The sequence below is a fragment of the Ruminococcus sp. AM31-15AC genome (genome assembly GCF_003462045.1).
GTDB classification, from domain to species: Bacteria; Bacillota; Clostridia; order Oscillospirales; family Ruminococcaceae; genus Hominimerdicola; species Hominimerdicola aceti.
In genome coordinates, this window is record NZ_QTYG01000061.1 from 1 (window position 1) to 12,893 (window position 12,893).

General features: G+C 44.7%; 10 protein-coding genes, 1 pseudogene and 1 other annotated feature. Of the genes and pseudogenes, 4 read left to right on the plus strand and 7 right to left on the minus strand.

The annotated features are described in order from the left end of the window. Positions 1 to 121: 121 nt before the first annotated feature. The 4 genes and pseudogenes from DW793_RS12560 (at position 122) to DW793_RS12575 (ending at position 5,866) form a co-directional block, all read left to right on the plus strand. Positions 122 to 745, plus strand: coding sequence for a V-type ATP synthase subunit D (locus DW793_RS12560; RefSeq protein ID WP_038672664.1), 624 nt, complete (start codon positions 122 to 124; stop codon positions 743 to 745). A gap of 192 nt (positions 746 to 937) precedes the next feature. Beyond that, positions 938 to 1,540, plus strand: a complete 603-nt coding sequence (locus DW793_RS12565) for an HdeD family acid-resistance protein (protein WP_181984067.1) — start codon at positions 938 to 940, stop codon at positions 1,538 to 1,540. Positions 1,541 to 1,837: 297 nt separating this feature from the next. Continuing rightward, positions 1,838 to 3,918: pseudogene (locus DW793_RS12570) on the plus strand (glutamine synthetase III). Positions 3,919 to 4,093: 175 nt separating this feature from the next. Next, positions 4,094 to 5,866, plus strand: a complete 1,773-nt coding sequence (locus DW793_RS12575) for an ammonium transporter (protein ID WP_118158342.1) — start codon at positions 4,094 to 4,096, stop codon at positions 5,864 to 5,866. Between the two features lie 336 nt (positions 5,867 to 6,202). On the opposite strand, the gene aspS is transcribed toward DW793_RS12575, so the two are convergent. The 7 genes from aspS to DW793_RS12610 all read right to left on the minus strand — a co-directional run bounded on the left by aspS (position 6,203) and on the right by DW793_RS12610 (position 12,547). Further along, a complete protein-coding gene (gene aspS, locus DW793_RS12580) occupies positions 6,203 to 7,981 on the minus strand; it encodes an aspartate--tRNA ligase (RefSeq protein ID WP_252969892.1) in 1,779 nt (592 codons plus the stop codon). Positions 7,982 to 8,022: 41 nt separating this feature from the next. Next, complete coding sequence (locus DW793_RS12585; RefSeq protein WP_118158343.1) at positions 8,023 to 8,541, minus strand: hypothetical protein; 519 nt, start codon at positions 8,539 to 8,541, stop codon at positions 8,023 to 8,025. After that, positions 8,541 to 8,840 carry a hypothetical protein gene (locus tag DW793_RS12590; protein ID WP_252969893.1) on the minus strand — a complete coding sequence of 100 codons (300 nt, stop codon included), beginning with the start codon at positions 8,838 to 8,840 and terminating at the stop codon, positions 8,541 to 8,543. Before DW793_RS12590 ends, DW793_RS12585 begins: the two co-directional genes overlap by 1 nt. Positions 8,841 to 8,857: 17 nt before the next feature. Continuing rightward, positions 8,858 to 10,186, minus strand: coding sequence for a histidine--tRNA ligase (gene hisS, locus DW793_RS12595; protein WP_118158344.1), 1,329 nt, complete (start codon positions 10,184 to 10,186; stop codon positions 8,858 to 8,860). A gap of 143 nt (positions 10,187 to 10,329) precedes the next feature. Beyond that, the gene (locus tag DW793_RS12600; RefSeq protein ID WP_118158345.1) at positions 10,330 to 10,923 is read right to left on the minus strand and encodes a YdcF family protein; all 594 of its coding nucleotides are present in this window, start codon (positions 10,921 to 10,923) and stop codon (positions 10,330 to 10,332) included. A 148-nt stretch (positions 10,924 to 11,071) separates the two neighbouring features. Continuing rightward, positions 11,072 to 11,279: a binding site (T-box leader), on the minus strand. 14 nt (positions 11,280 to 11,293) lie between these two features. Beyond that, on the minus strand, positions 11,294 to 11,701 hold the full coding sequence (gene mgsA / locus DW793_RS12605; protein WP_022287015.1) for a methylglyoxal synthase: 408 nt from the start codon (positions 11,699 to 11,701) through the stop codon (positions 11,294 to 11,296). Between the two features lie 108 nt (positions 11,702 to 11,809). Next, on the minus strand, positions 11,810 to 12,547 hold the full coding sequence (locus DW793_RS12610; RefSeq protein WP_022287014.1) for a P-loop NTPase: 738 nt from the start codon (positions 12,545 to 12,547) through the stop codon (positions 11,810 to 11,812). Positions 12,548 to 12,893: the final 346 nt, after the last annotated feature.

Genomic DNA, 12,893 nt, shown 5'->3' on the forward strand with positions numbered 1-12,893 from the left:
AGTTCTAAGGGGGTGACCGTCAGTCCATTACCTTCTTATTATATCAAAATAAGCATAGCCTGTCACCACTGTAGTCAGCAGTTTGGACTATGCTAATATCATACCAAAGAGGGTGTGACCAATGGCTGAACAGCAGGTCTTTGCCACAAAGGGAAATCTTATACTTTATAAAAAGGCTCTGAAGCTTGCCGCATTGGGCTATGAGCTTCTGGACAGAAAAAGAAATATCCTTATAAGAGAGCTTATGAGCCTTGTTGACAAAGCAGGGGAGCTTAGAGGAAGCATTGAGGACACCTACAAGGAAGCCTACAGCGCACTCCAGCTTGCAAATATCTCCATGGGTCTTGTTACACCTTATGCAAATTGTATCCCTGTTGAAACAGGCGTTGAGATAAGCACAAGAAGCGTCATGGGCGTTGAGCTGCCAAAGGTCACCCTTAAAGAACGCCCTCTGAAAGTCACATACGGCTTTTCTCAGACCGATTCTCAGCTTGACAGAGCCTATCTTGCCTTTGAAAAGGTAAAACAGACCACAGCAGTCCTCGCAGAGGTGGAAAACAGTATCTACAGACTGTCCGTAGCCATAAAAAAGACACAGCGCAGAGCAAACGCCTTGCAAAACATAATCATTCCAAGAAATGAACACATAGTGAAATTCATTACTGACTCTCTTGAAGAAAAGGACAGAGAGGAGTTCTCACGAATGAAAGTAATAAAGGCGGCAAAGCTAAAGTCGGCAAAATGATATTTGTAATGGTGCGGCGTAATTTCTGCAATGTTATTGCAGGGGCGGTCATTCGCCGTGACGGGCATTTCACGCTGTGCATTTATTAATGCAACACCTTTGTACTGCACAAATAAATTGTAGGGGCGACCTGAGGTCGCACGTCTAGTCGCCAGCTTGAAGCATTATAAAAACATGAAAGGAAAGATAAAAATGGAATATATCAAAAAAGTATTCAGAAGCTATTGGATATTGTCCATATTCTGCGTAGTGCTGGGCATTGCGCTCATAATCGACCCTAATTTCTTCACCGATGCCATAGGCTATGTTATCGGTGGACTTTTCACCGCATTCGGTGCAGTGGAGCTTATAAGATACTTCGCCATGGGCAAAGATGACCAGAGCTATTCTTCAAGCCTTGTAAGAGGGATCATCCTCGCCGCCATAGGCATTTTCATTATCATAAGACCTGATTTTATCCCGAAAGTCATTGCCGTTGTCTGCGGACTTTATATGCTCATAAGCGGCATCGTGAACATTCAGGACTCCCTTAACCTTAGACGTGCAGGTGTAGAAAGCTGGAACGTGAGCTGTATCTCAGCTGCTGTTACCACTCTCGTTGGTATACTCCTCCTCTTTGACCCTCTTATTTTAGGCGAAACCGCAATGATAGTCCTTGGTATCGCTCTGCTCGTTTCAGGTGTGACGAATATCTTCGGCTGTTTTACCGCAGGCTCAAAGCTCAAAAAGGTAAATAAGCTTATGAAAAAAGAGTTCAAAGACAGACCTGATAAGGATCATTATATAGATATTTAGGATATTATCGTAGGGGCGACCTAGGGTCGCCCACTTTTTTTTCACTGTTTTAGCAGTTTGATGTATTTCTTTACAAAAATATGTGCATTCTATTGACATAGGATGTGATTTCACAAGTTTCAACAAATATTTTTGCGTCGATTTGTAAAAGTCTATAAAAATTAAAAAAAGCCTTGACAAATGAGGTCAAAAGGTATATACTCATAACTGTAAACAGCAAAGGCGCTGTGAACCGATCAGGTTCGCAGTGTCTTTTTTATTTTTTTAGACTATAATTTATAATAGGAGGAATTCAATATGGCAAACGTTCCTGAATATTTCGGCTCAGACGTATTCAATGAATCAGTGATGAAAGAAAGACTTCCAAAGGCTACATACAAGGCTTTGAAGAAGACTATCGACAACGGCGATCCACTTGATATCGAGGTTGCAAACATCGTTGCTAATGCAATGAAGGATTGGGCAGTTGAAAAGGGCTGCACACATTACACTCACTGGTTCCAGCCAATGACAGGTCTTACAGCAGAAAAGCTCGACAGCTTTATCTCGCCAACTGAGGACGGTCACGTTATCATGGAGTTCTCAGGCAAGGAGCTTGTTAAGGGCGAACCTGACGCTTCTTCTTTCCCTTCAGGCGGATTGAGAGCAACATTCGAGGCAAGAGGCTATACAGCTTGGGACCCAACTTCATACGCATTCATTAAGGAAAAGGCACTTTGTATTCCTACTGCTTTCTGTTCATACAATGGCGAAGCACTTGATAAGAAAACTCCGCTTCTCCGTTCAATGGAAGCTATCAATAAATCAGCTCTCAGAATTTTGAAGCTGTTCGGCTCAGACGCAACAAGAGTTACATCAAACGTTGGTCCTGAGCAGGAATACTTCCTTGTAGACAGAGAGATGTATGCAAAGAGAGAGGACCTTATCCTTGCAGGCAGATCACTTTACGGCGCACCTGCTCCAAAGGGTCAGGAACTTGAAGATCACTATTTCGGTACTATCAAGACAAGAGTTCAGGCTTACATGAAAGATCTTGACGAGCAGCTCTGGAAACTTGGTATCTACGCTAAAACAAAGCATAACGAGGTTGCACCTGCTCAGCACGAGCTTGCTCCTATCTATGGCACAACAAATATCGCCACCGACCACAACCAGCTCACAATGGAGATCATGAAGAGAACAGCCAGAAAGCACGGCTTCAAGTGCCTGCTTCATGAGAAGCCATTCGCTGGCATCAATGGTTCCGGTAAGCACAACAACTGGTCTATCTCAACAAACACAGGTGTAAACCTCCTGGATCCTGGTAAAACACCTGCTGAGAACGCTCAGTTCCTTCTGTTCCTTACAGCAGTTATCAAGGCTGTAAATGATTATCAGGATATCCTGAGAGCTTCAGTTGCTTCTGCTGGTAACGACCATAGACTTGGCGCTAACGAAGCTCCTCCGGCTATTATTTCTATCTTCCTTGGTGACGAGCTTACAGGCGTTCTCGATGCTATCGTAAACGGCGTTAAATATGAGGACAAGAGAGTTGAGATGGAGATCGGTGTTGACGTTCTGCCACACTTCCCTAAGGATACAACAGATCGTAACAGAACTTCACCATTTGCATTCACAGGCAATAAGTTTGAGTTCAGAATGCCTGGTTCAAAGCTTTCAGTAGCAGGTCCTAACACAGTCCTCAATACTATCGTAGCAGACGTTCTCGATCAGTTTGCTGACGAGCTTGAAAAGGCTGACAACTTCCAGGACGCTCTTGACGATCTTATCAAGAGAACTATCAAGGAAAATCAGAACATCATCTTCAACGGCAATGGTTATTCAGACGAGTGGCCTGTTGAAGCTGAAAAGAGAGGACTTCTTAACCTTAAGTCAACTCCTGAGGCTGTTCCTACATTCCTTGCACAAAAGAATGTTGACGTATTCTCTAAGTACGGTGTTTATACAGAAGCTGAGCTTCAGTCAAGAGTTGAGATCCTCCTCGACGAGTATTGCAAGACGCTCAATATCGAGGCTCTTACAATGATCGACATGGCTAAGAAGGAGATCCTTCCTGCTGCCGCTAAGTATATCAAGGATATCGCAAAGACTGCTGAGCTTGCAAAGAGCTGCGGTGCTGAAACTGTATTTGAGGAAGAAACCGTTAAGGAGATTTCAGCTCTCGTAACTGAGATGTACAAGGCACTTGGCACACTGGAGCTGACGTACAGAAAGTACACGCTATCGAGGACACACAGGAAATGGCAAACTTCTTCCACGATACTATCTTTGCAGATATGGGCGCTCTCAGAGTTCCGGCTGATAAGATCGAAACACTGGTAGGCAAGGAGTACTGGCCTTATCCAACATACAGCGACCTGCTGTTCTACGTTAAGTAAGGGACAATTCAAATTTTCAATATAACATAGACTTTATAACAAACTAACCACAGATCTACTACTTTGTTCCCCTACAGCTACAATAATATACGGAATGCACAATGAAGTGTATGACAGACCGAGCCGAATGGCTTTGGTCGTCATACACTTTTTTGTATTTTAGGAGGAAAAAGATATGACAAACACAGTAACAGTATTGGCTGAAAGCACAGGCTTCAGTGCCGTCAATACTATATGGGTACTGTTGGGAGCTGCACTTGTATTCTTTATGCAGGCAGGCTTCGCAATGGTTGAAACGGGCTTTACCCGTGCGAAAAACGCAGGTAACATAATCATGAAGAACCTGATGGACTTCTGTATCGGAACTCCGCTGTTCTGGCTCTTTGGTTTCGGTTTAATGTTTGGTGACGGAAAGTTCATCGGAGCTTACAAGGGAATCGCTGATTCTACATATGCCTCAGTTGCTCCAGACGGAGTGCCTTTCTTCGCATTCCTTATCTTTCAGACAGTGTTCTGTGCAACAGCAGCAACTATCGTTTCGGGAGCTATGGCAGAAAGAACAAAATTCATTTCTTATTGTATCTATTCGGCAGTTATAAGCCTTCTGGTCTATCCTATCGAGGCTCACTGGATCTGGGGCGGCGGCTGGCTCGCAGACCTCGGCTTCCATGATTTCGCAGGTTCAACTTGCGTTCATATGGCAGGCGGCGTTGCAGCATTCGTTGGCGCAGCTATCCTTGGTCCTCGTATCGGTAAGTATGACAAGAACGGCAAGGCAAAGGCTATCCCAGGTCACTCGCTTACACTTGGCGCACTTGGCTGCTTTATCCTTTGGTTCTGCTGGTTCGGTTTCAACGGTGCGTCAACAACTTCAATGGAAGGCGACGCTATCCCGCTTGCAGGTAAAGTTTTCGTAACAACAAACCTTGCAGCAGCAGTTGCAACTATCACAACAATGATTTTTACTTGGATCAAGTATAAGAAGCCTGATGTTTCAATGACACTTAACGCTTCACTTGCAGGTCTTGTAGCTATCACAGCTCCATGCGACACAGTTTCACCAGTATCAGCAGCTATAATCGGTATCGTTGCAGGTATCCTCGTAGTTGTAGGTGTAGAGTTTATAGATCAGGTACTCAAGATAGATGACCCGGTTGGTGCTTGCGGAGTTCATATGCTCAACGGTATGTGGGGTACTATCGCAGTGGGTCTTTTCTCAGACGGTACTTGCGGTGAAAAGGGACTCTTCACAGGCGGTGGAGCACATCTCCTTGGTATCCAGCTTCTCGGTATGGTATCAGTTATCGCTTGGGTAGCTATCACAATGACTATCGTATTCCAGATCATCAAGCACACGATCGGTCTTAGAGCTTCCGAGCAGGAAGAGATCCTTGGTCTTGACGTTACAGAGCATGGCCTTGTATCTTCTTACGCTGACTTCGCACCAGCAATGTCACAGGCAATGCTCAGCTATACAAAGGACGATGCAAAGAGCGTTGTAAAGGTAGACAAGTCAACAGAGCCTGTAGTTCCTGTTGAGAAGGCCATCAAGGTAGAATCTTATGCAACAGACGCACCGTCTGCTGACGGCACACCTAAGATGACAAAGGTCGCTATCATCTGCAAGCAGCAGAAGCTCAACGATCTTATCACAGCTTTGGAGGACATCGACGTAACAGGTGTTACAGTAACGAACGTTCTTGGCTGCGGAATGCAGAAAGGACAGCCTGAGTATTATCGTGGCGCAGTTGTTGAAACAAATCTGCTGCCAAAGGTAAAGGTCGAGGTCGTTATTTGCAAGGTACCAACAAGAGCAGTTATCGACGCTGCAAAAGCAGCCCTTTATACAGGTCATATCGGAGACGGAAAGATCTTTGTATACAACATTGAGAACGTAGTAAAGATCAGAACGAATGAAGAGGGTTATGACGCACTTCAGGATGATTAAGCCTTAAAGATGACGGGTGACTACCCAATAAAATTGCCCCCATCCCACTTATAAATTATAGCTTGGAACCCGTGGTCGAGTAATTCGGCTGCGGGTTTCAAGTTTTTATGAGGGGAAAATAAGTGAGGAATGAGGAGTGAGGAGTGAGGAATGGGCAAAGCCGACCAGGGTAAAGAACAAGCACAAAGTAAAAGTCAGCAAAGAGCGGAGCGAGAGATAAAACGCAGGCGGGCGAACGGTGTTCGCCCCTACATATACATTGTGCGGTCATTAGAATTTGTGCAATAAAAAAAAACAGGACAGCCTTATGAGCTGCCCTGTTTGCGTTAATGCGAATTATTCTTCTGTTTCTGTGGTCTTGATGTGAAGCTCTTCAAGCTGCTTCTCGTCTACTGTGGACGGACAAGCACTCATAAGCTCGCTGGCGTTCTGTACCTTTGGGAACGCTATTACATCTCTAAGGCTGTCGGCATTGCAGATTATCATGGAAAGTCTGTCAAGTCCTATGCCCATACCGCCATGCGGTGGTGCGGCATAACGATAAGCGTCTACAAGGAAGCCGAACTTTGCTTCTATCTCTTCGTCTGTCATGCCCAGTGCTTCAAACATTTTCTGCTGAAGCTCAAAGTCTGTTATTCTCATTGAGCCTGATGAAAGCTCTGTGCCGTTGAGGACAAGATCCCACGCCTTTGCACGAACGTTTGCAGGGTCGGTGTCAAGATAATCAAGACACTCCTCCATTGGCATTGTGAATGGGTGGTGTGCTGCTACCCATGTGTCGTTCTCGTCATCATACTCAAAGAAAGGCATTTCTGTTATCCATACAAAATTGAACTTGCCCTCCGGGATAACGCCAAGACGCTTTCCGCAGATAAGTCTGAGTGCGCCCAAAGTTGGAAGAACTACCTTGTTCTTGTCTGCACAGATGAGGATAAGGTCGCCCTTTTCTGCTCCAACGGCTGTGTTTATCTTCTCAAGGTCGCCCTCGCCAAGGAACTTCTTGAATGAGCAATTCGGCTCGTCTGCCCAGCGGATATACGCAAGACCCTTTGCACCTATGCCCTTTGCGTGCTCAACAAGCTTGTCGATCTCTTTTCTTGTGTATGTTGCCGCACCGCCCTTGACGTTTATTGCACGAACTGAGCCGCCTGCCTCGATAGCTGATTTGAATACCACAAAGTCAATATCCTTAACGGTTTCTGTGATATCCTGTATCTCCATGCCGAAACGTGTATCAGGCTTGTCAGAGCCATAACGGCTCATAGCGTCTGCAAATGTAAGTCTTGGCAGTGGGAGCGTTACCTCTACACCGAGTATCTCCTTGAAAAGCTTTTCGATATAGCCTTCGATACAAGCCTGGATATCCTCCTGATCGACAAAGGACATCTCAAGGTCTATCTGTGTGAACTCAGGCTGTCTGTCAGCTCTGAGGTCCTCGTCACGGAAACATCTTGCAAGCTGAATATACCTGTCATAACCTGATATCATAAGGAGCTGCTTGTATATCTGCGGTGACTGTGGAAGTGCATAGAACTTGCCTGCGTGAACTCTTGAAGGAACGAGGTAATCTCTTGCACCCTCTGGGGTGGACTTCATCATCATAGGAGTTTCTATTTCAAGGAAACCATTGTCATAGAAATATTCTCTTGTTATCTGAGCGATCTTATGACGGGTGATGATATTCTTCTGAAGCTTTGGATTTCTAAGGTCAAGGTAGCGGTATTTGAGCTTCAGCTCATCGTTTACCTTATCTGAGTTTGTTACCTCAAATGGTGTTGTTTCAGCCTTTGAGAGAATTCTCAGGTCTGTTACGGCAACTTCTATCTTGCCTGTTTTTAGCTTTTCGTTCACGCTCTCACGAGGACGTACCATACCCTTTGCCATGAGGACATACTCGCCTTTTACAAGCTGAGCCTTTTCAAAAACGGCTCGGTCTGTTTCATCATTGAATGCAAGCTGTACAAGTCCAGTTCTGTCACGGAGGTTGATGAAGATAAGGTTGCCCATATCTCTTACTCTGTCGGCAAAGCCGCATACAACTACTTCCTGCTCTGTTTCAGGCACTTCGCCGCAGTAATGGGTCCTGCGTAAGCCCTTCATTGTATCAAGTTTCATTTTACATTACTTCCTTTTCTTTGGGTTTATATTGATAAAAATTATTCGTCGCTTTCGTCTGTTTTGCTGACGGCAGGCGGAAAGCTGTCAAGATAGGCTCTGACAAACTTCTTCTTGTTGTCCCAGAACATGAGGAACAATCCCACGAGCCATATTGCGGCAAAGCATACTGCGCCTGTTTTCTCTTCCAGTGCCACAAGCATAAGGGTGAGGAAAAGCACAAGCACCGTCCATATGACGCCCACAACATAGGCATAGACAGGCTTTCTGAACTTGCCGTATATCCTGGAGCCGTTGGGGGTCTTTTCTACCTTGCCATAAAAGCCTGTTGAGCCTCCGTCACGCTTTTTAGCGGTGTGGTGGAATATCTGAAAGCTTTCGGCGTCTGTGCGGTAGCCATAAAAAATGGTATCGTCACGGTGGTTTTTCATGAACTTGCTTTGAGAGAGAATGTTTATGGTCGGTCTATGCTCGATAAGGTCACCGTCAAGCTTTCTGAGAACTCTTTTGGGCGAAAGTGAGGTCTCTACCTCATAGGTCACGGGTCTTATTGCAAGCATTATTTATCTTCCTTTTTATCGGGATAATCAGCAGGGTCAAAGACCTTGTCGTTTATCTTTATCTGTCCGCCTGTGTGGGTGTTGCAGAGCATACCATAGATAGTGCCGCATTTTGTACACCTGAACTGGTGGAAAAGCTTTTCAGCATACCACTTGTTGTCGTTATCCATTATCTTATCAAGTGGGCAGGTCTGATAGGTCATTTCAACTTCCCCTGCCAGCAGCATTCTTGCAAGAGAACCTATGCAGAGCATATATCCTGCGGAGTGTGTATTTCTACCAGAGGTATTTTCTCGCACTGTTCACATCTCATTGCTTAGTTCTCCTTTCCGATAAATTTCTCTATATCAGCGTCGATATCCTTGAACATATCCGCCATGAGGGTGTTTGAAAAGTTCTCGGCAATGGTGTTGTCAAGCCTGATATCTGTCTGCTCGCCTGTTGCCATGTTTTTGAGCTTTGCAACGCCTGATTCTATCTCGTTGTCGCCAAGCACCATAACGAACTTTGCGCCTATTTTATTTGCATACTTCATCTGAGCGTTAAGTCCTTTGCCTATAAGGTCATATTCTACGAAACAGCCCTCTTCTCTAAGCTCGGAGGCTATGCCCATTGCCTTTTTAAGGGCGTCCTCGCCCATTGGTACGATATAAAGGTCGCAGGTCTTTGGCTCCATATAGTCGCAGCCCTGAGCGTCCATTACCATAAGAAGTCTTTCAAGTCCCAGACCGAAGCCGAGGGCAGGGGTTGGCTTGCCGCCAAGCTGCTGGATAAGTCCGTCATAACGTCCGCCGCCGCAGACTGTGCCCTGTGCGCCTATCTCATCGGTGATGAACTCGAAAACTGTTCTTGTATAGTAGTCAAGACCTCTTACTATCTTAGGGTTGATGTCAAACTCGATACCCATTACGGAGAGGTACTCCTGAAGCTTCTCAAAGTGTTCTTTGCAATCATCACAGAGATAATCGAGGATAACAGGTGCGTCCTTGCCAAGCTCCTGACAGTGTTTGACTTTACAATCAAGTATTCTCATTGGATTTTTGTCAAGTCTGTCCCGACAGGTCTCGCAAAGCTGGTCTTTTCTTGCGGCAAAATACTCTTTCAGAGCTTTGCGATACTCTGCACGGCAGGTTGGACAGCCTATAGAGTTGATGTTGAGCTTGATGTTTCTGAGTCCTGCTCTGTCAAGAACGCTTTTTGCAAGTGAAATTACTTCTGCGTCTGCTCTTGGGCTTTCAGAGCCGACCATTTCACAGCCGAATTGGTGGAACTCTCTGAGTCTGCCTTTCTGTGTATTTTCGTGTCTGAAAAATGAGAGGATATAATAGACCTTTTGCGGCAGACCCTCGTTCATAATGCCGTTTTCAAGGACAGCTCTCATAGTGCCGGATGTTCCCTCCGGACGGAGTGTGAACTTTGAGTCGCCTGCTGCGGAAACGGAATACATCTCTTTCTGAACAACGTCTGTTGTTTCGCCAACAGAACGCACGAACAGACCTGTTTCCTCAAAAGTTGGTACTCTTATTTCTTTGAAGCCGTATATTTCGGCAGCTTCGGAAACTATCTTCTCTACAGTGTGCCACTTATAGACCTTTGAGGGAACGATGTCCTCTGTGCCTTTTGGCTTTTTAACTATCAATGCCATATAATAACGATCCTTTCTGTATTTTGTCTTGAACTTTTGAATACCGATATCGTTTAATTAGCTGTGATATCGGGACGTTGTAAGAAATGGCGAACACTGTTCACCGCTACATTAAAGAGCCTTGGTGCTGTAATTACAACGTTTCAAATTTCAAAATCGTCAATAAAACCTTTTTTTATATAATAACCGAATTTAAGACATTCGTCAAGTGCTGTTTTGCTGCCTTTTTCGGTCATTGACCAATTATTTCGCTGAGTGCTGCCACGACTGGCAGGGCAGGGGATAATTTTCTGTGTGAAAAAGTGCTGTGCAAGCATGGCGGCACGCCGCATATGATATGCGGTGGTGACTATAATAATGCTTTTGCAGTTTGGAAAATGCTTTTTTACAAGCTCGGCTGCGTTTTGCAGATTTTCCATGGTATCAAGAGAGTGTGTTTCCACAGTTATGGCGGAGGTCGGTATGCCGCATTTTTCGGCGGATATGAGCATGGCTTTATATTCTGCCATGTCACCAAGGGAAGTCTTTTGCACTTTTCCACCGCAAAATATGAGATGTGGGGCTTTTCTTTTCTGAAAAAGCTTTGCCGCAAGGGGAACACGATAGTCGCAGGCTTTGCGGCTTCCAAGAACTATTATAACGTCGGCAGTTTCGCCTTTATAGTCAAGACCCTCGAAAAGAAGCTTGTCTACTATTTCGGGGGTGATGTTTTCTTTTGTTAGCTGGCTGGCTTTCATTGTTATACCGCCTTTGCTTTTTTTGGTGTGCTGAGATAAGGTATTCGAGAGTAAGTGAAGAGCGAAAAAGCGGGAGTCGCATTTCTGTGAAGCAGAAATTGGGCCGCTCCCCTACGGGTGGTGGATAAAAAAATAAAGCCGTCCCCTAGTAAGGGACGACTTTTACCGTGATACCACCCTAATTATCCGAACATCTTCGTGTCGGATCACTCTAACGCTTTAACGCAGCTATACGTCCGTTCTTGAACAAACGGAAGCTCCAAGGTGTCCTTCTTCCTGCCCTTTGTGTGAACCCTCTCACCAACGGCTCTCGCTGAAACATAAGAACGGAATACTCTCCCTTTCATCGCTTTTGTATATGAAATTTCAATTATATCTTTGTAGGATTAACGATATCTCTCCAGTCAAGATCGCCTCGCTCAAGTGCGTGGATAAGCGCTTCGGCAGTGGCAATGTTTGTGGCTACCGGAATGTTGTGTACATCGCAAAGTCTGAGGAGATTCATATCATTAGGTTCGTGTGGCTTCACTGAGATAGGATCTCTGAAAAACAGAAGCAGGTCTATCTCGTTGCAGGATATTCTCGCTGCGATCTGCTGGTCGCCGCCCTGTGAACCGCTGAGATAACGCTGAACGTTAAGGCCTGTTGCTTCGGCTACCATTTTTCCCGTAGTACCTGTGGCACAAAGATTGTGCTTGCTGAGTACACCGCAATAGGCGATACAGAACTGTACCATGAGTTCCTTTTTTGTGTCATGAGCAATAAGTGCAATATTCAATGGAAACCCCCCGTTTATATATTAGTATATTAATGAACAAATAAGTTTCGTTATATAAAACAGCTGCACTATGCGCAGATATCCTCACGCATACGGCTGATAATATACTCAGACCTTGATGGAGAGGGGTATATGCTCGCCCTTTATTCTTCTTGAAATAGCAGAGAATGCAAGGAAGCCCATAGAGCTTGATGAAAGCGGCGCACCCTTTCCTGTTGCAAGAGGGATAGCACTGTCCTCAGGGATAACACCCAGAAGCTGAACACCGACTGTGTCGATGATAGCGTCAAGGTCGTCCATTTCGTCAAACTCGAATATTCTCTTGTTTGCCTTGTTGATAACAAGTCTTTGCTTCTGATTTCCTCTCTTATAGAACTCATCTGACATCATTCTCGCATCTCTTACGCATACAGGGTCAGGAGTTGTAACTATAAGTATAAGGTCGGAATTAGTAACTATATCAAATACAGAACCGTTGATACCTGCAGAGGTGTCAATGATTATGTATTCAAAATACTTTCTCATTTCCTGTGTGATCTTTTCGATATCCTCAGCTTTGAGCTGAACGAACGGGTCGGACGGAGCACAAAGAACGCTCAGGTTTGAAGCAAGCTTAACAGTTGTTGTTGCCTTGTATACGTCGCAAGTACCCTCAAGAACGTCACCTAGATCGTATGTAATATTACCCTGCATACCAAGCATGATATCCATACATCTCAGACCAAAGTCAAGCTCAATTATAAGTGTACGGTTTCCCTGCTTGGCAAGGGCATAACCCAGACAGGCGCTTATAGAAGATTTGCCTGTTCCGCCTTTACCGGAAGTAACTGCAATAATTTTTGACATAAAACTCATTGCTCCTTTCATATATCAATCCTGCGGCTGACCGCAGAACGCATCAGCAATAATAGCTTGCCCCTTCACAGCCGTGAAAAGGCAGATTTAAGAAAACGTTTCAGTACCCTCCGCAGGCAATGCGGAGAAGCATAGCGTTACCTAATAATATTGTACCACATATTTTGAAATTGTCAAAGACATTTGTACAAAAAAATACAAAATCGTTAATTCACATTAATTTTCACTTTTATTTTTGTCAATTTTGCACAATGCCATATCAGTGCTGCAGAGTTTGTAATAATAAATCATAGCAAATCGATAAGTTTATTATACGATAATATTATTAATGCTATAA

Excerpts from the sequence above, each read along its gene's own strand:
- DW793_RS12560 (WP_038672664.1), top strand. The coding sequence starts at position 122 with ATGGCTGAACAGCAGGTCTTTGCCACAAAGGGAAATCTTATACTTTAT.
- DW793_RS12565 (WP_181984067.1), top strand. The coding sequence starts at position 938 with ATGGAATATATCAAAAAAGTATTCAGAAGCTATTGGATATTGTCCATA.
- DW793_RS12575 (WP_118158342.1), top strand. The coding sequence starts at position 4,094 with ATGACAAACACAGTAACAGTATTGGCTGAAAGCACAGGCTTCAGTGCC.
- aspS (WP_252969892.1), bottom strand. The coding sequence starts at position 7,981 with ATGAAACTTGATACAATGAAGGGCTTACGCAGGACCCATTACTGCGGC.
- DW793_RS12585 (WP_118158343.1), bottom strand. The coding sequence starts at position 8,541 with ATGCTTGCAATAAGACCCGTGACCTATGAGGTAGAGACCTCACTTTCG.
- hisS (WP_118158344.1), bottom strand. The coding sequence starts at position 10,186 with ATGGCATTGATAGTTAAAAAGCCAAAAGGCACAGAGGACATCGTTCCC.
- DW793_RS12600 (WP_118158345.1), bottom strand. The coding sequence starts at position 10,923 with ATGAAAGCCAGCCAGCTAACAAAAGAAAACATCACCCCCGAAATAGTA.
- DW793_RS12610 (WP_022287014.1), bottom strand. The coding sequence starts at position 12,547 with ATGTCAAAAATTATTGCAGTTACTTCCGGTAAAGGCGGAACAGGCAAA.